Annotated in this window: 13 protein-coding genes and 1 pseudogene; 11 read left to right on the forward strand and 3 right to left on the reverse strand. The window is 69.7% G+C overall.

Going from position 1 to position 22,331, the window contains the following annotated elements:
• Positions 1-383 precede the first annotated feature (383 nt).
• Together OG251_RS01980 and OG251_RS01985 are read right to left on the reverse strand one after the other, a co-directional pair.
• Positions 384-1,796, reverse strand: a complete 1,413-nt coding sequence (locus tag OG251_RS01980) for an SLC13 family permease (RefSeq protein ID WP_326675264.1) — start codon at positions 1,794-1,796, stop codon at positions 384-386.
• 92 nt (positions 1,797-1,888) lie between these two features.
• Positions 1,889-2,674, reverse strand: coding sequence for an IclR family transcriptional regulator (locus OG251_RS01985; protein WP_326675265.1), 786 nt, complete (start codon positions 2,672-2,674; stop codon positions 1,889-1,891).
• Between the two features lie 98 nt (positions 2,675-2,772).
• On the opposite strand from OG251_RS01985, the gene OG251_RS01990 reads away from it, so the two are divergent.
• The 9 genes from OG251_RS01990 to OG251_RS02030 all read left to right on the forward strand — a co-directional run bounded on the left by OG251_RS01990 (position 2,773) and on the right by OG251_RS02030 (position 16,135).
• A complete protein-coding gene (locus OG251_RS01990) occupies positions 2,773-3,939 on the forward strand; it encodes a pyridoxal-phosphate-dependent aminotransferase family protein (RefSeq protein ID WP_326675266.1) in 1,167 nt (388 codons plus the stop codon).
• A gap of 26 nt (positions 3,940-3,965) precedes the next feature.
• On the forward strand, positions 3,966-6,935 hold the full coding sequence (locus OG251_RS01995; RefSeq protein WP_326675267.1) for an FAD-binding and (Fe-S)-binding domain-containing protein: 2,970 nt from the start codon (positions 3,966-3,968) through the stop codon (positions 6,933-6,935).
• A 699-nt stretch (positions 6,936-7,634) separates the two neighbouring features.
• Complete coding sequence (locus OG251_RS02000; RefSeq protein WP_326675268.1) at positions 7,635-8,477, forward strand: heparin lyase I family protein; 843 nt, start codon at positions 7,635-7,637, stop codon at positions 8,475-8,477.
• A gap of 37 nt (positions 8,478-8,514) precedes the next feature.
• Entirely contained in the window at positions 8,515-10,536 is a 2,022-nt protein-coding gene (locus tag OG251_RS02005) for an outer membrane protein assembly factor BamB family protein (RefSeq protein ID WP_326675269.1), read from the forward strand.
• A gap of 127 nt (positions 10,537-10,663) precedes the next feature.
• Complete coding sequence (locus OG251_RS02010; RefSeq protein ID WP_326675270.1) at positions 10,664-11,752, forward strand: substrate-binding domain-containing protein; 1,089 nt, start codon at positions 10,664-10,666, stop codon at positions 11,750-11,752.
• A gap of 113 nt (positions 11,753-11,865) precedes the next feature.
• Positions 11,866-13,170 (forward strand): ABC transporter substrate-binding protein, encoded by a 1,305-nt coding sequence (locus OG251_RS02015; protein ID WP_326675271.1) that lies wholly within the window; start codon positions 11,866-11,868, stop codon positions 13,168-13,170.
• Between the two features lie 98 nt (positions 13,171-13,268).
• Positions 13,269-14,165 carry a carbohydrate ABC transporter permease gene (locus OG251_RS02020; RefSeq protein WP_326675272.1) on the forward strand — a complete coding sequence of 299 codons (897 nt, stop codon included), beginning with the start codon at positions 13,269-13,271 and terminating at the stop codon, positions 14,163-14,165.
• An 8-nt stretch (positions 14,166-14,173) separates the two neighbouring features.
• The gene (locus OG251_RS02025; protein WP_442818407.1) at positions 14,174-15,103 is read left to right on the forward strand and encodes a carbohydrate ABC transporter permease; all 930 of its coding nucleotides are present in this window, start codon (positions 14,174-14,176) and stop codon (positions 15,101-15,103) included.
• 60 nt (positions 15,104-15,163) lie between these two features.
• The gene (locus OG251_RS02030) at positions 15,164-16,135 is read left to right on the forward strand and encodes a hydroxyacid dehydrogenase (protein ID WP_442818408.1); all 972 of its coding nucleotides are present in this window, start codon (positions 15,164-15,166) and stop codon (positions 16,133-16,135) included.
• A gap of 198 nt (positions 16,136-16,333) precedes the next feature.
• Here OG251_RS02030 and OG251_RS02035 read toward each other — a convergent pair whose 3' ends face one another.
• A complete protein-coding gene (locus OG251_RS02035; RefSeq protein WP_326675275.1) occupies positions 16,334-17,296 on the reverse strand; it encodes a helix-turn-helix domain-containing protein in 963 nt (320 codons plus the stop codon).
• 97 nt (positions 17,297-17,393) lie between these two features.
• Between OG251_RS02035 and OG251_RS02040 the strand changes: the two genes are divergently transcribed.
• Together OG251_RS02040 and OG251_RS02045 are read left to right on the forward strand one after the other, a co-directional pair.
• Positions 17,394-21,617, forward strand: a complete 4,224-nt coding sequence (locus OG251_RS02040) for a S8 family serine peptidase (RefSeq protein WP_326675276.1) — start codon at positions 17,394-17,396, stop codon at positions 21,615-21,617.
• Between the two features lie 124 nt (positions 21,618-21,741).
• A pseudogene (locus tag OG251_RS02045) lies at positions 21,742-22,288 on the forward strand (phosphatidylglycerol lysyltransferase domain-containing protein); the annotation flags it as partial.
• Between the last annotated feature and the right edge of the window lie 43 nt (positions 22,289-22,331).

The following is a 22,331-nucleotide window of genomic DNA, read 5'->3' on the forward strand; positions in this document are numbered from 1 at the left end:
GCAGGGGGAGGGAAGCGTCCGGTCGAGAACGGCGCGCGCCGCACCGGCCATGCCGACAGCGAGTCCCACCCCCTGCCGCTCGGAGTGCCTCGGACCGGTGCACACCGGTCCAAGAACGAATGCGACGCGGCACTGGCGACCGACACCTTTGACTTCCCCCTCCGGAACGCCACGAGATCACCATCCGGGCCGCCGACACCATCAACGAGCGGCGTGCCCCGGGAGGCCGGACTGCCGTCTGCGAAGCCTCCGTGATGCGCACCCCGCAAACCGCAGCCGACCCGGACGGCCGCATCCTCGGGGCTGCCGACACCACTGCTACGGCGACTCCCCGCTCATCGTCTGACCGGTCGAGCAGAGCGGGCGCCGGCGCCCGGCGGCGCTCAGTCCCAGCCCGGGACGACGAACAGTCCCCAGGTCACGAGGGGTACCACCGCGGCCATGGCGAGGCCCCACACCATGAGACCGCGAAAGACCGTGTCCCGGCGTTCCTCGGGTGAGTTGGCGACCACCAGGGCCCCGCTGGTCGAGAACGGCGAGGAGTCCACCACCGATGCCGAGATCGCCAGCGCGGCGATCAGACCGACCGTGCCGACCTGACCGCCCAGCAGGAAGGGGACCGACAGCGGAATCAGTGCGCCCAGGATGCCTGTGGTGGAGGCGAAGGCGGAGACCACCGCCCCGATCAGACAGATCAGCAGCGCCCCCAGCAGCGGTGTACGGACCGAGGCCACGCCCTCGCCCAGGTAACCGATGGTGCCGATCCGCTCCATCAGGCTGACGAATGTGACGATGCCGCAGACGAGCAGGACCGTCGACCACGCGCATTCGTCCACCGCCCCCTTTGCCGACTCCGGTGAGGCGAGGGAGAGGACGACCGTCACGGTGAGGGCCATCAGCCCGACGTTGAGGTCGAAGAAGAGGGATCCGGCGACCAGGCCGAGCAGACCGAGGAGGGTGAGCGCACGGGCGCGGTCCAGGGTCAGTGGTGGTTCCTCGACGGGTTCACCGGCGACCGCCACGGCCAGTCCGCCGCTCGTCGGCGCCACCGTCGAGGACGTGGGGAACCCGGAGGGCGCGGCCGCCGTCCGGCTACCGCCACCGCCCGCTCCGAGGCCGCCGGCAACGGAATCCCCGGCGACCCGCGGCTTCCCGTCCGCCGCCCCCGGGCCCGCCACCGTCTCCCGCCGTCCCAGCAGTGCGCGCCCGCCGAACAGGAAGAACACGAAGAGACTGAGGACGACATTGAAGAGGAAGGAGCAGAGGAACAACAGTGCGGGATTTCCGGGCAGATCGTTCCGTGACATCACTCCGTTGGTGATGCTGCCGAACACGCTGATGGGGGAGAAGCCTCCCGCGCTGGCCCCGTTGATGATCAGCAGTCCCATCAGAAGTGGATTGATCCGATAGCGCTTCGCAAATCCCAGACCGATCGGCGCGACGAGCGCGACGGCCGCCGGGACGACCGCGCCGACAGCCGTCAGCACGGCGGTGACCAGGAACATGATCCATGGGATGAGTGCGATCCGGCCGCGCACCACTCTCATGGACCCGTGGACGAGCCAGCTCACCGTGCCATTGTTCTTCGCGATCGCGAAGAGAAAGGTCACACCGACCAGCACCACGAACAGATCCCCGGGGAACCCCGCGAAGATATCGTCGGCGGATTCATGCACGAAGGCGGTTCCCACCACAAACGTGACCACGATGGCCAGTGCGCCCATATGTACGGAAAATACGGTGGCGACGGTGAATATCAGTACGAGACCGATGAGGGAGATGACGTGATCTGACACGAGGTTTCCTCGCCTTCAGTCCGACTCCAATGTTTCCGCTATGCGGAATTCGGTTTCCGCATTCGGAAGTATGGGAGCGGCGCCAGAAGGCGTCAAGAGTTCTGGACTGACAGGCCGTCACCTTCTGTCGGGGTGCGCCCGCCGCCCAGTGCGGAACTGACCGCCGCTGCGGCCTCCCGCACCAAGAGGCCGTAGGCGGACCGGTCTTCGCTGGTCAGGCGGCTGGTCGGGACGTTGACGCTGATGCTCGCGACCGGTTGCCCGGAGCTCCCGATCACGGCCGCCGCGACCGCCGAGACATCCGTGCGCCATTCGCCGCCGTTCGTCGCGTATCCGCGCTCCCGGATCTCGGCCAGTTCGGCGAGCAGTCGCCGAGGCTCCGTGATCGTGGTGGGCGTGAAGTCCGACAGTCCTTCGGCGAGTTGGCGGTCGATGACCTCGGCGGGGCTCACCGCCAGCACCGCCTTTCCGTTGGCCGAGGCGTGCAGCGGCAGAACCTGCCCCAGCGGAAGGATGATGCGCACCGGCTGGACCGTCTCCAGCCGCTCGATGAGCACGACCTTGCCGCTCTCGGGCACCGCCAGGTGGACCGTCTCGTCGGTCCGGCGGCGCAGCTCCTCCATCACCGGTACGGCGACATCGCGCAGTCCGAGTTCACCGGAGGCGTGCCGACCGACGTGCAGCGCCTTGGTGGTGACCACCCATCGGGTGGGGGCGCCGCCGGCCGGACGGATCCAGCCCGCGGCATGCAGGGTGACCAGCGCACGCTGAACGGAGCTCTTCGGGAGATCCATGGCCCGCGCCAGGTCCGCCACCCCGGCCGGCTGACGCGCGGCCACCTCCTCCAGTGCCCTGAGCGCGTTGAGGACGCTCTGCATCCATTGACTCCTTCCAGGACCGAACCCTATGCTCCGCCGTGCCACCATACGATACGCCGTGCCGCCATGCGGCACAACCCTTGAGGGGAGCCGTTCGCATGACCTCCCGTACCGGCCGCCACTTTCTCCAGATCCCAGGCCCGACGAACGTCCCGGACCGGGTGCTCCGGGCCATGTCGGCACCCACGATCGATCACCGCGGACCCGAGTTCGCCACCCTGACCCTGTCTCTGCTCGACGCGGTCAAGCCGGTGTTCGGCACCGCGGGCCCGGTGGTCATCTATCCCGCCTCCGGGACAGGCGCCTGGGAAGCCGCACTGGTCAACACCTTGAGCCCGGGCGACCGGGTGCTCTGCTTCGAGACCGGCCACTTCGCCACGCTGTGGCAGGACATGGCGCTGAGCCTCGGCCTCGAAGTGGATCTCGTCCGCGGGGACTGGCGCCACGGCGCGGACCCGGAGACCGTGGCCGAACGGCTGGCGGCCGACATCACCCACACGATCAAGGCCGTCTGTGTCGTCCACAACGAGACCTCGACCGGCGTGACCAGCCGTATCCCCGAGATCCGGCAGGCCATCGACGCTTCGGGCCACCCGGCGCTGCTGCTCGTCGACACCATCTCCTCGCTCGGCTCGATCGACTACCGCCATGACGAATGGCGGGTCGACGTCACCGTCGCGGGATCGCAGAAGGGGCTCATGCTGCCCCCCGGGCTCAGCTTCAACGCCGTCAGCGGCAAGGCACTCGCCGCCTCGCGCACCGCCCGGCTGACCAAGTCGTTCTGGGACTGGCAGCCGGTCATCGAGGCCAACCGCCGCGGCTTCTTCCCGTACACCCCGGCGACCAACCTCCTCTACGCCCTGGAGGAGGCCCTTCGTATGCTCGCCGACGAGGGGCTGGACACGGTCTTCGCCCGGCATGCCCGGCACGCCGCGGCGACCCGGGCCGCGGTGCGCGGCTGGGGACTCGAAGTGCTGTGCGCCGACGAACGGGAACACTCGGGGTCGCTGACCGCGGTGCTGCTGCCCCCCGGCCACGACGCCGACGGGGTGCGCGGGATCATCCTCGACCGCTTCGACATGTCCCTCGGTGCGGGCCTCGGCAAACTCGGCGGCCGGGTCTTCCGGATCGGGCACCTGGGCCACTTCAACGACCTCGCCCTGGCCGGAACGCTCGCCGGGGTGCAGATGGGCCTCGAACTCGCCGGCGTACCCATCGGCCCGCGCGGTCTGGGAGACGCCCTCGACGTGCTGCGCAACCCCTGACCGTTCGACCTGTGGAGGGAGAGAACATGACAACGATCAGCTCGGACGCCTCCGCGACCGGCGCCGGCGGCACGGCGGCGAAGGACCTGGCACACCGGCTCCGGCGGGAGCTCGACGGTGATGTGGGGTTCGACGACTACACCCGGCATCTGTTCTCGCGGGACGCCAGCATGTACACGATCACCCCGATGGGAGTCGTCTTCCCCCGTCATGCCGACGACGTACAGGCGGCGGTGGCGGCGGCCGGGGAGTACGGCATACCGCTGGTGCCGCGCGGGGCCGGGACCAGTCTGGCCGGACAGACCGTGGGGCCGGGGCTCGTCCTGGACCTGTCGCGGTACATGAACCGCATCCTGGAGATCGACGACGGCCGCCGCACGGCCCTCGTCCAGACCGGGGTCGTACAGGACCAACTGAACAGAGCCGCAGGGCCGCTGGGGCTGATGTTCGGTCCCGACACCTCCACGAGCAACCGGGCCACCGTCGGAGGGATGATCGGCAACAACTCGGCGGGCAGCGGCTCACTGCGCTACGGCATGACCATCGACCATGTGCGGGAGCTGGATGTCGTACTCTCCGACGCGAGCCGGGCCCTGCTGGCACCGGTCGACGAGGCGGAGCGGGCGCGCCGGGCAGCACAGCCCACGCTGGAGGGAAGCCTCTACAAACGGCTGCCGCGGATCGTCGAGGCCAACTCCGGTGCCATCGCGGAGGGTTTCCCGACGTTCTGGCGCCGGGCGTGCGGCTACCGGCTGGACCGGATGGCGCGTCCGGGCACGCCGTTCGACCTGGCCAAGTTCGTCGTGGGCTCGGAGGGCACACTCCTCGTCGCCACCGAGGCGCTGGTCGATCTCGTACCCAGACCGCGCCACACCGTGATCGCCGTCGGTCACTTCGCCAGCACCGCCGCGGCGATCGAAGCCACCGAGGACGCTCTGGCCTGTGACCCTGCCGCGGTGGAACTGATGGACCGTACGATCCTTGATCTGTCCCGGCAGAAGATCGAGTACGCCTCGCTCGGCAGCATCCTCGAAGGCGACCCCGACGCCCTGCTGTTCGTCAGCTTCACCGGGAACGATCAACGGGAACTGCTCGCCGGCCTGGAGCGGCTCACCAGGCTCTGGGCGCGGCACCGGCACGGCTATCACACCCTCCGGGCCGTCACCCCGGACCAGCAGTCCGCCCTGCTGAAGGTCCGCAAGTCCAGCCTCGGTCTGCTGATGGCCGCGGGTGAGGGCACCCGCCGACCGCAGGCCTTCGTGGAGGACACGGCCGTCGATCCCGTCCATCTCCCTCAGTACACGAAGCGTTTCAAGGAGGTGCTCGACCGGCACGGGCTGACCGCCGGCTTCTACGGCCACTGCTCGGTCGGCTGTCTGCACATCCGGCCGTTCGTGGATCTGACCGACCCGGGGCAGGTCGCCACCATGCGCGCGGTGGCGGTGGAGATCAAGGACCTGGTCACGGAGTACGGGGGTGTCAACTCCAGCGAGCACGGCGACGGTCTGGCCAGGAGCGAGTTCAACCGGGAGATCTTCGGCGAGCGGCTGTACGAGGCGATGCGCCAGGTCAAGCAGGTCTTCGATCCGGACAACCTGATGAACCCCGGCAAGATCGTGGACGCACCCCCGATGACGGACAACCTCCGTGACCGGGCGCTGCCCCCCGCGGCGCCACTGCGCACCCGCCTCTCCTTCGAGGTGGTGGGCGGCATGAGAGGCGCCGCCGACCGGTGCATGAACATCGGGCTGTGCCGCAAGAGCGGTACGGGCGCCATGTGCCCCTCGTACATGGCCACCCGCAATGAGGAGGACTCCACCCGAGGCCGGGCCAACGCCCTGGTCAAGGCGCTCTCCGAACCCGATCCCGCGAAGGCGCTCGGCGATGAGCGGCTGCACGAGATCCTTGATCTGTGCCTCATGTGCAAGGCGTGCAAGAGCGAGTGCCCGCTCGGTGTCGACATGGCCACGCTCAAGGCCGAGTCGCTGTCGCACCATCACGATCTGCACGGGGTACCGGTGCGGTCGCGGATCTTCGGCTCGATCCGGCTGCTGAACCGGCTCGGTTCCGTCGCCGCACCGCTGTCGAATCTTCCGGGCCGGCTTCGCCCGCTGCGTGTGCTGCTCGACCGGTGGCTGGGCATTTCGTCCCAGCGCCCGCTGCCGGTGTTCGTACGGCGCAATCTGGTGCGCTGGTTCCGCAAGCACGCACGCGGCGCCGCGTCGAGCCGTCCGGCGGTCACGCAGGGAACGCTCACGTTCCTCGCCGACTCCTTCACCACGTTCACCGAGCCGGACATCGGCCGATCCGCCATCGAGCTGCTGGAACTGGCGGGCTGGCAGGTCCGGCTGGAGAGCCGGGGATGCTGCGGCCGGTCGAGTCTGTCCAAGGGGCTGGTCGAGGATGCCAAGGACAAGGCGTTCGCGCTCGCCCATCTGCTGACCGAGACGACGGAGCCCGGCTCACCGATCGTGGGCTGCGAGCCGTCCTGTCTGATGACGCTGCGCGACGAGCACAGGGCTCTGCTGCCGAACGACTCGGCCGTCAAGGACGTCTCGGGGCGGGTGCGCCAGGTGGAGGAACTGCTGGTCGAGGCCGTCGATGACGGCCGGCTACGGCTGCGCGAGGACTCCTGGCTCGCCGGACGCAGGCTGCTCTACCACGGGCACTGCCACCAGAAGGCGGAGGTCGGCACCGCCGCGACCATGAGCCTGCTCAGCCGTATCCCCGGGGTGCAGGTGTCCGAACTGGACGCCGGATGCTGCGGGATGGCGGGTTCCTTCGGCTTCGAGTCCGAGCACTACGAGGTGTCCATGACCGTCGGTCAGGACCGGCTCTTCCCCGCCGTCCGGGCGGAGCCGCCGGAGACCGTGGTGGTGGCGACCGGTGTCTCCTGCCGTCAGCAGATCTTCCACGGCACGCGCCGCGACGCCTGGCATCCCGTACAGCTGCTGCGTGAGGCGGTGGAGCTCCCCGGATCCGCCTCCGAGAGCTGAGCCCGTACATGAGCGTTCCGGCCGGCGCCGCGTGGAGGTGACGCGGAAATCGCCGTGCGCGGCCTGCTCGCCGGCGGACGAGTGCCGCGGCCGGGTCGGCGTCGTCCTGGACAAGGGCGGCGCCTTCGCCTTCTCCGCCCGCCGGGAGATCCGATCCGTATCAGCGCGAACACCACGGGGTCGGCCGTCCCCCGCCCTCCTTCGCCGACGCAGTCCCTGAGCGCTGCCATGGTGAGCTCTTCTGCCGCTCACCCTTCCCTTCCGTTTCGCATCACAATCCATCGAACGATGACACTCTCGCGACAGACGGAGCCACGACCCCTTCGACTCCATGGCCTATTGCGGCAACGAAACCATGGTCATATAGCTGTCATGCCTTGATCTAAATTAATCAGCGTCGTCACTCTTTCGGTTTCATTCGGATCCGTGTCAGCATGCAGGCTGCACGGGTCGCCCTCGATGCGAGCTCAAGTGATGTCACTTCATCGTTTGAGCTTCGGCCACATCGCCCGATCGTGCCGAATAGTCACTATCCAGGCATGTCGCCTGAAGTGGCACATTCGGCACCCTCTCGACGCCCCGTGCTGACCGTCACCGAACGTATGGCCCGGCACGGCCCGCGGTCGTACGCCCAGTGGACGCGAGCCGGACGGGGGCCTTTCGGCCGGTTCCTGCGGTCCCACGATGTCGAGGAGTGAAATGATCAGGCTTCCGAAGGTGTCGACCGCCCTCTGCGCGGGGGCGCTGCTGGTTCCCGTCCTGTCGCCGCATGCGCCGGGATCCGATCCGGAACCGATCTCGCTCGTCAGCTCCGCGGCAGCACGGGCCACCACCGAGAAGCTGCGCGTGGACTACGAGACCGGAACCGTGGACTCGGGAGTGGAGGCCCTGACCACGACACACGCGACGGCGCCGGACGCCTCCGGCGTCGCGCAGCCCGCACACGGCGGCTCGTACGCGGTCCAGCACAAGGTGACGCTCGGCGATCCGGAATACGAGTCCGACGGCGCGCCGCGCAGCGAGAGCGCGACGGACCTGCTCGCATCGGGTCGCTTCGTCGTGGGTGACGTGCAGCGCTACGAGTTCAGCGTGCTGCTCAAGGACTGGCAGCCGTACGCGCCGGGAGACAGCGAGTCGGGGGACATCGTCTTCCAGGGCAAGTACGCGGGGGGCAATGTCCCCGCGTTCTACCTCATGACGAAGCGCAATGAGGTGGCATTCCGGTCGCCGCACCTGAACCGGCAGTCGACCGTCGTGGCGGATCTCCGTCCCTATGTGAACACGTGGATGAACTTCCGCGTGGATGCGCGCTGGACCACCGACGAGACGGGCTACTTCCGGGTCTCCGTGCGGCTTCCGGGCCGGTCCGCCCATCAGCCGGTCGTCTCGTACGAGAACGTGCGCACCTACCGGCCGGGGAATCCCGCCGATCACGGCTACCTCAAGTGGGGGCTCTACCGTCCCTCGCAGTCGATCGAGAACGGTGACGTACCCACGCGGATCGTCCAGCACGACGACATCCGCGTCTTCGACCTGTCCTGACGTGAATCCAGCAGACTCAACACCTCTTGGAGTACAGATGACCGACTCTCCCTCCCCCAGCAGGCGCCGACTGCTCCAGGCCGGTGGCGCGTTCGGGCTGGCCACTGCCGCCGGATCTCTCCTCGCTCCCCGGGCCGTCGCGGCAGCCGGTGCGGCGCCCTCGACGGTGGTGACCGATCTGGGACCGGGTCTGGTCCAGTTCTCACTGATGAGCGGACTGCTGGTCGGCGACACCGTCTATATCGGCTCGCGCAATCTGACCCCCTCCAGCGTCGTCGGGTTCCATCTGCCGAGCCGGAAGGTGGTGTCGTCCACCCACCTCGGCGCAGGGCCCGAGCCCTCCGTCCAGGCACTCGCGGCGGACCCCACCGGCCGGTACCTCTACATCGGCGTCCTGGTCAAGGCCGACCAGGGCAGGCCGAATCTCTACCGGTGGGACCTGAAGACGCCCGACAAGCCCGCCGTGGCCATCGGCAGGACCGAGGACCGCGACATCCGGGATCTGGCGGTCGCCCCCGACGGTACGGTCTTCGCCGTGGGCGGCGTCCCGGGGAAGGCACCCGTCCTGTGGGAGTACGACCCGGCCACCGGCGTTGTCACCGACCGGGGCGCCCCCGACCCGAAGGCGACCCTGGCCAGGGCGGTCGCGGCCACGGACACCACCGTCTTCTTCGGGGCGGGCAGCGTCCTCGCCGGCGGGAGCGGCGCGAGCAGGGCGTCTCTGTTCGCCTTTGACCGGCAGACCCGCACGTTCACCTCGATCGTGCCCAAGGAGATGGAGAAGGACCCCAGCCTGCGTGAACTCGCTGTCGTGGACGGTCACCTGATCGTCGGCACGTCGGGCGGAGTCGATCCCGCGAAGGTGGCCGTGATGGACCTGGAGGACCTCTCCTCGTACACCGTGGTGGCCACCGAGGGCAAGGTCGTCAAGACGTTCGCCGCCGACGAGGAGCGGTTCTACTTCGCCTCCGAGACGGGAGTGCACGCCTACTCGAAGGCGAACAGGACCATCTCCCCCGTGCAGTTCACCGGACCGGACCTCGGCGAGATCTGGGGCGTGGACCACGTCGACGGGAAGCTGGCGGTCGTCTCGGGCTACGGTTTCGTCGCCGAGATCGATGTGTCGGCCCGTACGTCGGTGGTCACCGACCTGCACGACGCGGGAGCGAAGGCGGGACCGCAAGCGGGCATGGGGATCGCCGCCGGCCGCGGCTATGTCTACCTCGGCGGCAACGGCGCCGTCTCCCGGCGCGATCTGAAGAGCGGCGAGGTCGTCAACCTGCGGGCACCCGGTGAGGCCAAGGACGCCGAAGTGATCGATGGTGTCCTGTACACCGGCCAGTACAACGCGCAGGGCATCTGGCGCTACTCCCCTTCCGCACGACGGCAGCCGCAGCAGGCCGCGAGTTTCCCCAGCGAGCAGAACCGCCCGCTGGACACCTCGTGGGACCCGGACAACGGGCTGCTGCTCGTCGGCGTGCAGTCCGACACCGAGGGCGGCGGCGCTCTGTGGACATACTCGCCGAAGACCGGGAAGTCGGCCTCCTACGTCAATCCGATCGACGACATCCAGCTCGTCCGGGCCGTGGCCAACCGGGACGGCGTCGCCTACCTGGGCGGCGACAACGCCTCGAAGGAGGGACCGCGCGCCACGGTCGTCGCCGTCGATCCGGTCACCGGAAAGGAGCAGTGGCGTCTCGATCCGCAGCAGACGGCGGGCGTGGCGGCCCTGGCGGTGCAGGGCCGGAACCTCTACGGACTCACCACGAAGGGCGGTCTGTTCGTCGTCGACCGGCGGACCCGGAAGGTGGTGCACAGCGCTGACGTCAGCAGCGTCAGCAAGGGCTTCGCCGCCATGGTCACCAACCGGGGGGCCGTCTACGGCGTCTCGGACACCACCCTCTTCCGCTTCCACCCGAAGACGTTCGCCGTCAGTACGGTCGTCGCCGACATCAATGGGGCCTGGTACAGCGGCCCGCATGTCAACGCGCACGGAGGACTGCTCTACACGCTCCGCGGTTCCAGCCTCGTCGCGGTCGACGACAGGCCTTCGCGCTGACCCTCCGCAGGCGAGGGGCGCTCCCGTAGCGGATCCGTTGTTCCAGGCCCCTGATGACCTTTGATTGATATCTTTCGGTTGTCGAGTGAAGGAATATGACTCACTCGTTACCGAGAGGGGACTGAAGGTGTTGGCTGACGAGCGGCGGGAAGCGATCCTGCGTGCGGTGGAGCACCAGGGTTCGATCACCGTGAAGGCGCTGGCGGAGGAGATGGGGGTCTCCGCCGTGACCCTGCGCCAGGACGTACGGGAGCTGGCCGGCCGGGGACTGCTGACCCGGGTGCACGGCGGGGCCAGGGCCCTGGCCGCGGCGCATCCCGCTCCGTCGGAGGCCCCGGCCCCCGGCCCCCCGCCCACCGCGGAGACGTACGCCGTCGGCCTGGTGGTGCCGCCGGGCGGCTACTACTACGCGGAGGTGATCCGCGGCGTACAGAACGCGGCCCGCTCGCGCGGCGTCCGGATCGTGCTCGCCGTCTCCGGGGAGTCCCTGGCGGAGAACCGGGAGCAGGTCCGCCAGCTCATGGCCGACGGGATCGACAGCCTGCTGCTGATGCTGCACCCGGGCCTGCGCCCGCTGGACGAGGCCGAGCAGTGGTTGAGCACCCTTGAGGTGCCGGCCGTGCTGGTGGAGCGCAGGGCGGGGATCCGGGCGGGCAGGCTGGAGCAGGTGGCCTCCGATCACGCCTACGGAGCGGCGCTGGCGGTACGCCATCTCGCCGGGCTCGGGTACGACCGGGTGGCCCTGGTCGCGAGAGTCGAGAGCCCCAACACGGCTCTGCTCAGCGCCGGGTACGCCGACGCCGTGGCGGCCATGGGGCTGCGGCCGGGGCCGGAGTACCGCATCGTCACCCATGGCGATGCGGCTCCGGCCGACGCACGTTTCGACGAGGTGGTCCGGGCCGTGGAATCCGGTGAGGTCCGGGCGGCGCTGGTGCACAACGACATCGACGCCATCGCCCTCGTCGGCCTCCTGCGCGCACGGGGGCTGCGGGTGCCGGAGGACCTGGCCCTGGTCACCTACGACGACGAGGTGGCCGAGTTGAGCGAGGTGCCTCTCACCGCGGTGGCACCCCCCAAACAGGCGGTGGGGGCGTGGGCGCTGGACCTGGCGGTACGCAGGCTGTCCGACCCCGCCACGCCGCTGGCGGAGATCCTGCTCCGCCCGGAACTGCGGGTCCGCGCGTCCTGTGGTGCCGAACGTCGTGCGGGCGTATGACCATGTGATGCCATGTGGCTTCGTTTGAAGAAAACGAAAGCAAATGCATTGACTCGCTGTCGTACGTAACGAATGATTGCGGTGACACCCAGGCAAACGATCGGTGGCACATCATGTTTCGTAGACGACTGACAGCGATGGTCTGCTCCGTCGCGGCACTTGGCCTGCTGGCCACAGGGTGCGGAGACTCGGACAACGGGAAGCCCACGGCGGCGAAGGGCACGGGAGAGATCACCTTCTGGTCCTTCGTCAAGGGCTCCGACAAGGTGGCGGAGGCCTTCAACCGGACCCACCCGGACATCAAGGTGACCTTCGAGGCGGTGCCCTCGGGCCAGGAGTACTACTCCAAGCTCACGAACGCCGTGAAGGCCGGCACCGTACCGGATGTCGCGGTGGTCGAGTACCCGCAGCTGCCGGAGTTCGCCACTCAGGGCAAGCTGGAGGAACTGGGCGAGTCTCTCGGCCCCCTGGTCAAGGACCATTTCCCTGAATCCGTACGGCAGTTGGTAGAGCTGGGGGGCCAGACGTGGGGTGTTCCCCGCGACGCCGCGCCGCTGATGCTCTACTACCGGAGCGACTTCTTCAAGAGCCACGGGATCGACGTCCCCAAGACATGGGACGAGTACCGGAACATGACCGGCCAGGTGAAGAAGGCGGACCCGAAAGCGCGCGGCGGGGTGCTGAACACCGACAACCCGGGACTGCTGACCGCCCTCGCCTGGCAGGCCGGATCCCAGTGGTTCGATACGGAGAAGGACTCCTGGAAGGTGTCCTTGACCGACGCTCCCTCCCGGAAGGTCGCCGACTACTGGGGTGACCTCGCCCGGCAGGACCTCGTCCACTCGCTGAGTTCGCTCGACCCGTTCTGGACGAGTGTCCAGCAGAGCCGGACCGTCGCCTACGTCTGTGCGAGCTGGTGCGCGGGAGCCCAGCAGGCGACCGTCGCCGACCAGAAGGGCAAGTGGTCGGTGGCCCCGGTCCCGACCTGGGACGGCAAGCCTGCCTCCGCCATGTACGGCGGCTCCTCCTTCGTCGTCCCGAAGGGCGCCGAGAACAGCGCGGCCGCCGCCGAGTTCATCAAGTGGATCACCACCGACCCCGAGGGCATGAAGGCGTGGGTCTCCTCCGGCACCAGCAGTATGTTCCCCGCCGATCCCCGTCTCGTGCCGGTCACCGAGGCCGCCTTCCCCACCGACTACTTCGGCGGCCAGGACGTGTACGCCGTGGGCGGCAAGTCCTACGAAGCAGTCCGGCCGGGCTGGATGTGGGGCCCTGTCATGGGAACCACCAACACAGCCGTCGTCGACCAGCTCCCGAAGGTCGCCGAGGGCAGGGTGAAGCTCTTCGACGTCCTCACCGGCGCCCAGCAGGCCACCGTCAAGGACATGGAACGTCGCGGGATGAAGGTCTCCCCGTAGTACGCGACCCCCTGGTCAGCCGAGGTCCGGCCCGCCGGTCGAGGCCGACTTCGACTCCCGCCCGCGCAGCTTCCCGCTCTCATCGAGAAAGGCCCGGTGTGACAAGCCCGTCAGCCCGCGCCCAGCGCCGTACCGCCGCACTGCTCCTGGCACCGTTCTTCGTCCTCTTCGCCGCCGTCACCCTCGCGCCGCTGTTCTATGCCGGCTGGATGAGTCTGTTCACCACCCATACCTCCGGCCTCGGCTTCGGTGGCACGGAAGAGGTCTTCGCCGGACTGGACAACTACGTACACGCGTTGTCGGACCCGGCGTTCCGCGGCGGTTTCCTCACGATCGCCGCGTATGTCGCCATCTATATCCCGGTGATGATCGGTGGCGCACTCGTCCTCGCCCTGCTGCTGGACACGGCGCTGGCCAAGGCGCGGGCCTTCTTCCAGCTGGCCCTGTTCCTCCCGCACGCGGTGCCCGGTCTGATCGCGGCACTCATCTGGGTCTACCTGTACACGCCCGGGCTGAGCCCGGTGATCGACTTCCTCGGCGCCGGCGGTCTCGACATCGACTTCCTGTCGGCGGACAACGCGGTGTACTCCGCTGCCAACATCGCCGTCTGGGAGTGGATCGGCTACAACATGGTCATCTTCTACGCCGCCCTGCAGGCGGTGCCGGGCGAGGCCCTGGACGCGGCGAAGATCGACGGTGCGGGAGGTATCCGTACCGCCCTGTCCATCAAGGTGCCGATGATCCGCCCGGCCATCGCTCTGGCCGTGCTGTTCACCGTGATCGGATCGGTCCAGCTCTTCACGGAGCCGAAGGTCATCTACAGCGCCTCCAGCTCGATCGGCAGCAGCTGGACGCCCAACATGTTCGTCCAGACCGCCGCCTTCACCCACAACGACTTCGGTCTGGCGGCAGCGGCCTCGCTGCTCATCGCGCTGTTCGCCGCGGTGCTGTCATTCCTCGTCACCCGTATTTCGCGCAGCAGGAGCCAGTCGTGACCAAAACCATGACACGCAACGCCCCGGCGTCCACCACGGCCCCGGAGCGGAAGGCCGGGGGCGGGCCGCTCCGGCGCGGGCCCGGAAACCGTTCATCGGTCCTGCTGTCCAAGGCCGGCGTGACCGCGATGCTGGGTCTCGCCGCCCTCTACACACTGCTGCCGATGCTCTGGCTGGTCCTGTCGTCCACCAAGAGCCGCGAGGACCTCTTCGCCACGAACGGCTTCGCACCGGGCAACGACTTCGCGCTCGTCGACAACCTCACGTACCTGTTCGAGGCCGACAACGGTATTTTCCTGCGCTGGTTGCTCAACACGATCCTGTACGCCGGTGTCGGCGGGCTGCTGGCGACGGTGTTCGGTGTGGCCGCCGGATACGCGTTCGACAAGCTGGTCTTCCCCGGCAAGGAGAGGCTCTTCTCCCTCGTTCTGCTGGGCGTGATGGTGCCCGGAACGGCCATGGCGATACCGCTCTACCTGATCGCGGCCAAGGCCGGTCTGGTGAACAGCTTCTGGGGCGTGTTCGTCCCCGGTCTCGTGTTCCCGTTCGGCGTGTACCTGGCCCGGGTCTTCAGCGCGTCCTACATCCCCGACGAGGTCCTTGAGGCCGCCCGGATGGACGGGGCCGGCGAGTTCAGGATCTTCTGCCGGGTCGCCCTGCCCATGATCGCGCCCGGCTTCGTGACCATCTTCCTCTTCCAGTTCACCCAGATCTGGAACAGCTTCTTCCTGCCCCTGGTGATGCTGTCCGACAAGGACCTCTTCCCGGTCAACCTCGGTCTGTACGTCTGGTACTCCTCCGCGCTCTCCCAGGGACATCCGCAGGACTACCTGCTGGCGATCGTCGGATCGCTGGTGTCCGTGGTTCCCCTGGTCGTCCTCTTCCTGATGCTCCAGCGGTTCTGGAAGTCCGGCATGACAGCCGGCGCCGTCAAGTAGGCCACCGTCATGAGGATCCCCATGCCATCCACCCAGCCCCGCCCGCGTGCCCTGTTCGCGATGGGCCGCCGGCACCACGACGCCCTCTTCCCTCCGGCCGCGCTCGACCGGCTGACGCGTCATGTCGACATCGACCCGCAGTTCGTCACGGAGGACTTCGAACGGATTCCGGACCCGGCCACCGTCGACCTCCTGATCACGTCCTGGGGATGCCCCCCGCTCGACGACGCCGTGCTGGCCCGGATGCCCGCGCTGAAGGCGGTCGTGCACGCGGCGGGGAGCGTCAAGCACCATGTGACGGACGCGTGCTGGGACCGCGGACTCCTCGTCTCCACCGCGGCCGCCGCCAACGCCGTACCCGTCGCCGAGTACACGGTCGCCGCCATCCTCTTCGCCAACAAGCGCGTGCTGGAGATCGGCGGGCTCTACCGCGAGCACCGGGAGACCCTGGACTGGGCGGCGCACTACCCCGGCTTCGGCAATTACCGCAGGACGGTCGGCCTGGTGGGCGCTTCCCTCGTGGGACGCCGGGTGCTGGAACTGCTTCGGCCCCACGACTTCGACGTCCTGTTGGCGGATCCCCACCTCGACCCCGCTGCGGCCCGGTCGATGGGAGCCCGGCTCGTCGAACTCGACGACATGCTGGCGGTCTCCGACGTCGTCTCGCTGCACGCCCCCGCCCTGCCCGAGACCCACCATCTGCTGGATGCCCGCAGACTGTCGCTCCTGCGGGACGGCGCCACCCTCGTCAACACGGGGCGGGGCTCGCTCATCGACACCGAGGCCCTCACCGCCGAGGCGTCGTCGGGACGCATCCACGCCGTCCTCGACGTCACCGACCCCGAAGTGCTGCCGGCGACCTCACCGCTGTACTCGCTGCCGAACGTCCTCCTGACCCCGCACATCGCCGGCTCACTCGGCGGTGAGCTCCAGCGCATCACCCGCAGTGCCCTGGACGAGGTGGAACGCTACTGCGCCGGCCAGGAGTTCGCGTACCCCGTGACCCGTGCGGCCCTGAGCACGTCGGCCTGAGCACGTCGGCCTGACCACGTCGGCCTGACCACGTCGGCCTGAGCACCGGAGGCGGGAACAGCGGCCTGATCCCTCGGGCCCCGGGGACGGCCGCCGGATTCCCCCGCGCCCGCTCCCACCGAAGCCCCGTCCCGGTGCGCACCGGGACGAGAGCCGACGCCCGCTCATCGACGCCCCGTCCGCTGTGCGCGTGCTGCCTCACAACCAGCCGCGGCGGGCCGCGATCACTCCGGCCTGGAAGCGGTTGGCGGCGCCGAGGAGGTCGTGCAGCCGGCTGATGCGGCGGCGCATGGTGCGGACGGACCAGCCGAGCTGGCGGGCTATCGCCTCGTCCTTGAGACCGCTGACCAGGAGGGTGAGGACGAGCCGGTCCTCCTCGCCGAGGGGGTCCTCCGCCGGGGCGTTGAGGGGCAGTGCCCGCTCCCAGCACATTTCCCAGTAGTCGGTGAGGGCATCGAGCAGAGTGGAGGGGCGGATCACCGCGGCGCGCACCCCCTTGAGGTCGAGGGAGAGCGGCATCAGGGCGAGCTTGCGGTCGGCGATGGCGAGTTTGATGCCCAGGCCGGGCAGGACGCGGGCCTGTTCGCCGTGCCGGACCAGCTCGCGGATGTCGTCGAGCACGCCCGGCCATTCCAGGGCCTCGGGAGCGTAGACCGCGCGGTACCGTACGCCGCGGCCGAGCGCCGTCGCCTCCACCGGGTTGGAGGTGGTCAGGGCGTACGGCGGCCGGTCCAGGGTCATCACGTCCTCGTGGGCCTCCTGTTGAAGGCGGACGAACCAGCGGCCGAGCGCCTCGCTGCCGGTGGTGATCTCCACCTCGTCCTCGTACGTCGCACCGGTGCGCGCGGCGGCGAACAGCCGGGACAGCTCGTCGGCCGCAGAACGGACCCGCTCCAGCTCATTGCTTCTGGCCCGCACCAGCGCCTCGACCGCGGCGCCCGGCTCGATCGCCGCGTAGCGGCGGCGGGAACCGGAGAGGCGGCCGACCAGCCCGTGGTCACGGAGCCGGTCCAGCGCCCTGGCGACGCGCTCGGCCGAACAGCACAGATCCGCGGTGAGTTCGGCGGGCGCCGCCGTCCGCCGGGTCAGGACGGCGCGGTAGACGCTCTCGTCGAACGGATCGATGCCTGCCGCCGTGAGTTGCGGTGTTTCGGGAGTCATGGACGGATGGTGGCCCACTTGTGCCAGCGGCAGCAATGGGCCACGAAGATCAGTTGTGCGACAAGTGCCCTCACCGTTAAGACCTTTAGGCATGGCAATGAAGTCACGAAGATCGCGTCATACCGCCCTCGCCGCCGTTGTTCTCGCCGGCACGCTGGCGGCGATACCGGGTGCCGCCGACGCGGCCGCGCCCGACCCGTCGCAACGAGTGCTCGTCGAACTCTCCGGGAGCCCCGCGGTCACCGCCGCACCCGGTGGATCGCTGCTGTCCGCCGAGGCCGCCCGCGGCGTCGGTGCCGCCCGCCGCGCGCTCGACGCGCGGCAGGTGACGTTCCTCGGCTCGGTGAAGAGCGCCGGGCTGCACGCTTCGGCCACCCGCAGACTGGGGCTGCTCGTCAATGCCGTGGCCATGACGGTGCCCGCCTCCGAGGTCGGGCGGCTGTCGGCGCTGCCGGGCGTCACCGCCGTCCTCCCCGACACCCGGGTGCTGACGAAGACGGACGCGAGCGTGCCGTTGATCGGAGCGCCCGGCGTCTGGCAGCGCAAGGACTCCGCCGGAAGTCGCGTCACCGGCAAGGGAACCACCGTCGCGGTCCTGGACAGCGGCGTGGACTACAGCCACCCCGACCTGGGCGGCGGACTCGGCAAGGGGCACAAGGTCGTCGGCGGGCACGACTTCGTCAACGGCGACGAGGACCCGATGGACGACAACGGCCACGGCACCCATGTCGCCGGCATCATCGCGGGCAAGGCGGCCCGGAAGGGCGGCGTCACCGGCGTGGCGCCCGGCGCGAATCTGCTGGCCTACAAGGTGATGGACGCCGACGGCTCCGGCTACACATCGGACATCATCGCGGGAATCGAGGCTGCCTCCGATCCGGCCGGCCCGCACCGCGCCGATGTCATCAACCTGAGCCTCGGCGGCCCGGGCGACGGCACCGATCCGCTGGGCCGCGCCGCGACCGCGGCCGTAAAGGCCGGTGTGGTCGTGGTGGCCGCGGCCGGCAACGACGGTCCGGGCCCGGGTACGGTCAGCAGTCCGGGAACGGCCGACGGTGTGGTCTCGGTCGGCGCGTCGACGAGCAATCTGCGCCTGCCCAGCGCGTATCTGGCAGGCACGAAACCCGAGTTGATCCAGAGTTACCGCGGCATCCTGTCGGCGAACCCGCCGCAGCGCCCCGTCACGGCGCCGCTCGTCGATGTCGGCGAGGGCACCGCCGAGGACTGGAAGCGGGCCGGGGACGTACGCGGCAAGATCGTACGGGCCCGGATGCTCGTCGCCGCCAGCGCCCAGTACCTGACGGGGAGCGCGGTGGAGTGGGCGCAGGAGGCGGAGAAGCGCGGCGCGATCGCCGCACTGGCCGGCCTGCCCTCCAACGACGGCCCGGTGTTCGTCGCCGGTGCGCCGGGAGAGGTCCGGCCGCCGGAGGTGAACCCCGAGCCGGGAGTGGTCCAGGTGCCGTCCTCGTCCGCGCGGATCGACGCCTCCGGCGACTCGCTGCGCATGGACCGCCTGGTGGTGATGGGCATCGACTCGACCCAGTACGCGGAGTTGAGCACCCGGCTCGCCGCCGGGAAGGTGTCGGTGACGCTGCGCGGCACCGACACCACCGACCAGATCGCCTCGTTCTCGTCCCGCGGCCCCACACCGGCCTTCGGCCTGAAACCCGACCTGGTCGCGCCCGGTGTGGAGATCCGCTCCACCATCCCCAAGGCGCTGTACGGGCCCGGCCAGTACCGCATGTCGGGTACGTCGATGGCCGCCCCGCACGTCGCCGGCGCCGCGGCCCTGCTGCGCCAGCTGCATCCCGACCGGGCCCCCGCCGAGATCAAGGCCGCGCTGATCGGCACTGCCGAGCCGCTGAAGGGCAGCGGGCCCACGACACAGGGTTCGGGCCGGCTCGATGTGGCCGCGGCCGCGTCGGCCACGGTCGGCGCCTCACCCGCGTCGGTGTCGTTCGGGCTCGCCGATCTGTCCCGGCGTCACGTCGGCGGCGTCGCGAGGGTGACGTTGCGCAACCCCGGCAGCCACCCGGTCGTGACATCGCTGCGGACCGACGGTCCGGCCACGGTCTCGCCGAAGCGGGTCACCGTGCCGGCCGGCAGGACCGCGACCGTCACGGTCTCGCTGCGCGTCGCCCGGCCGGTGGCCGACACCGAGATCAGCGGCCGTCTCACGGCGACTCCCGGCCGGGGTCCGGCGATCGAGGTGCCCTACCTGCTCGCCGTCCGCCATCTGGCCGTCCAGGCCGCGCCCGACCCGAGCGACGGTCACTCGACCGTGCACATCGCCCCGCCGACCCGGCTGGCCGCACCGCCGGTCGTCACCGTCACCCCGCCGCGCGGCAAGGCCGTCGAGGTCACCTCCACGCTCGATCCCGCCAACGGCTACTACCGGGCCGAGGTGACCGGCAGCGCGGCCGGGGCCTACCGGGTCTCGGTACGCGGCACCGCCGGTACCGGACAGCGGCTCACCGGCGCCGGCGCCTTCGAAGTCACCCCGGTCGACAGCCGAAAGGACCGCTGGGAGCCGGTCGGTCCCCACAGCGAGGCCGGCTCCGTCGCGCTCTCGTCGAGCCGTCCGAAGCAGGCCGTCCTCACCCAGTACCAGAAGGCGGCTCCCTGGCTGACCACCAACAATGGTGCCTCCTGGCGCCAGTTGGGACGGCTTCCCGTCCCGGACGGCACGGGACCGCTCGTGGTGGACGCGAAGAATCCCGACCGCTGGTGGTACGTCGTGAACAGCGTCCGCGACGGCAGTCGCCGGGGCGCCATCCTGCGCACCGATGACAACGGGCGGACCTGGCGCACGCTCGGCCTCCCGGACACGCGCATCGCGGCGCTCGCCACTGATGAACGGACCCGCACCCTGGTCGCGGTCTCCTCGGACGCACTGCTGGTCAGTACGGACGCGGGCGACCACTGGACGACGTATCCGACCGGTGTCACCGGCGCCATCACCTCCGCCGCCATCACCGGCGACTCCCTTTACATGACGACGAATCATGGTGTCTGGGCCCGCTCCGGCATCGGCTCGGGCAACCCCGGCGAGGCACGGCCGCTCTTCGACGCGGCAGACGGAGCCGTCGGAAGGCTGGCCGCCGACTCCTCCGTCGTGGCGATGTATGTCCCGGGCCGTGGAGTTGTCGGTTCCCATGACAGCGGAAAGACCTGGACCACCCTGCTGTCCATGACGGAAGGCGGCCTCCACCTGACCCTCTCGGGTGACGACCTGTACCTGAGCACGTTGACCGGCAAGGGCCGTCTCAGCCGCGACCACGGGCGGACGTGGAGCGAGGTCGCCGCGCCGTCCAGGGCAGCGGTACCGGTGGACTACGACCGCTGGGCCGACGGTTCCGTCACCGTCTCCAGCGAGCAGGACGGTCTCTACCGGGGTGCCGCGGACGGCACCGGATATCGACGGATCGGCGTCCAGGGGCTGACCGTCAACGCTCTCGCCGTCAGTGACGGCCATCTGCTCGCGGCCACCGAGAGCGCGGTCTACCGCACCGCGCTTCCCGTCGCGAGCCCGGAATGGGGCCGGTCGGGCGGCGAGGGCGGGCGGGGCGTCGGCGTGCCCCAGCTCGCCGTGTCGGCCAAGGATCCGAAGGTGGTCTGGAAGGTCCGGCGCACCGGGTTCGGCGCGTTCGCCGTCGAGCGCAGCGGCGATGGGGGTGCCACCTGGGAGAACAGGGGCAGTTCGGCGGAGGTGCCGACCGCACTCCTGGTCCACCCCGCCGACCCGAACCGGATCATGGTCAGCTTCCAAAGCCTTCTGGGCCGCGGGCTGTTCGCCACCAGCGACGGCGGCTCGACGTGGAAGAACCTCTACCACGAGCGCTCCTTCGACACCATCGTGGGTGACCCCGCGAACCCGCTGCGCCTGTGGCTCGGCAACACGGCCGGTCTCTACCGGTCCGACGACGGTGGGGTGACGGTCACCAAAGTCACCGACGGCCCGGTGACCGCGATCGATCTCGACGGACGGCGTCTCGTCATCGGCGGCGAGAGCATCCGCGTCAGCTCCGACGGCGGCCGGACCTTCCGCACCGCGGACACCGGCGCTCTCGCGATCCATGTCTCCGACCTGCTCCGGGTCAAGGACACGTTCTACGCGGCCACCACCAGCTCCAGGGCCAGCGGCCTCCTCCAGGGCGGCCGCGGCGTCATGCGCAGCACCGACGCCGGTCGGAGCTGGCACAACATCTCCACCGGCCTGCAGAACACCGACACCACCAAACTGGCCGCGGGCCCCGATGGCCGCACCCTCTACGTCGGCACCATCGACGGCGGCGTGCACCGTCTCAACCTGCGCCACTGATCACCGTGGCCCGCCGCCCGGACGTTCCTCCGTCCGGGCGGTGGGTCACGCCGCGGCCGGCAGGGGCGCGGCGCACCCGCCTTCAGCCGGGTGGCGCCCCACCTCTCCGGCCGCCCCCACGAGCGACGGGGCGACGGAACGCGGTTTCCCCATGGCGCAGCGCCCGTCTCGGCGACCCCCGGGACGGGCGCTGCGTGATACTCGTCTGCCGTGTTGCCGGCGGACGGACGCGTGCCCTGCTGCGCTTCGCCCCATGGGGTGGCGACGGGCTCTCGCTGGACCTGATGCCGCGTCACCGGAACTCGGACAACGGGCTGTTCCTGTTCATGGTGCTGGAGTTGATCCGGCGCGCGGGCGGCCTCGGCATCACCCAGATCTCGCCGAACTTCGCGATGTTCCGCGCGGTCTTCGAACACGGCTCCCGGACCGGCGCGGGTCCGGTGCTGCGGCTGTGGCGCTCACTGTTGACGTTCTTCTCCCGCTGATGGCAGATCGAATCGCTCTACCGCGCGAACGCCACGTACCGGCCCCTCTGGGAGCGCTTCTTGCTGTACGCCCGGAGCACCGACCTGCTGCGGATCGGGATGCCGAGCGCCCGAGCCGAGGGGTTCCCGGAAGCGCCCGGACTGCCGAAGTGGCCGCATCGCGGGCGCCTGGAGTCCCACCGCTGAACACGGCGGCCTGCCGTACGGGCCGCGGGCCGGTAGGACCTGG

It is taken from the genome of Streptomyces sp. NBC_01237 (assembly GCF_035917275.1).
Classification (GTDB): domain Bacteria; phylum Actinomycetota; class Actinomycetes; order Streptomycetales; family Streptomycetaceae; genus Streptomyces.

Bases quoted from the DNA above. Each gene is read 5' to 3' on its own strand.
- OG251_RS01985 (WP_326675265.1), bottom strand. From the start codon at position 2,674: ATGCAGAGCGTCCTCAACGCGCTCAGGGCACTGGAGGAGGTGGCCGCG.
- OG251_RS01990 (WP_326675266.1), top strand. From the start codon at position 2,773: ATGACCTCCCGTACCGGCCGCCACTTTCTCCAGATCCCAGGCCCGACG.
- OG251_RS01995 (WP_326675267.1), top strand. From the start codon at position 3,966: ATGACAACGATCAGCTCGGACGCCTCCGCGACCGGCGCCGGCGGCACG.
- OG251_RS02000 (WP_326675268.1), top strand. From the start codon at position 7,635: ATGATCAGGCTTCCGAAGGTGTCGACCGCCCTCTGCGCGGGGGCGCTG.
- OG251_RS02005 (WP_326675269.1), top strand. From the start codon at position 8,515: ATGACCGACTCTCCCTCCCCCAGCAGGCGCCGACTGCTCCAGGCCGGT.
- OG251_RS02015 (WP_326675271.1), top strand. From the start codon at position 11,866: ATGTTTCGTAGACGACTGACAGCGATGGTCTGCTCCGTCGCGGCACTT.
- OG251_RS02025 (WP_442818407.1), top strand. From the start codon at position 14,174: ATGACACGCAACGCCCCGGCGTCCACCACGGCCCCGGAGCGGAAGGCC.
- OG251_RS02030 (WP_442818408.1), top strand. From the start codon at position 15,164: ATGGGCCGCCGGCACCACGACGCCCTCTTCCCTCCGGCCGCGCTCGAC.
- OG251_RS02035 (WP_326675275.1), bottom strand. From the start codon at position 17,296: ATGACTCCCGAAACACCGCAACTCACGGCGGCAGGCATCGATCCGTTC.
- OG251_RS02040 (WP_326675276.1), top strand. From the start codon at position 17,394: ATGAAGTCACGAAGATCGCGTCATACCGCCCTCGCCGCCGTTGTTCTC.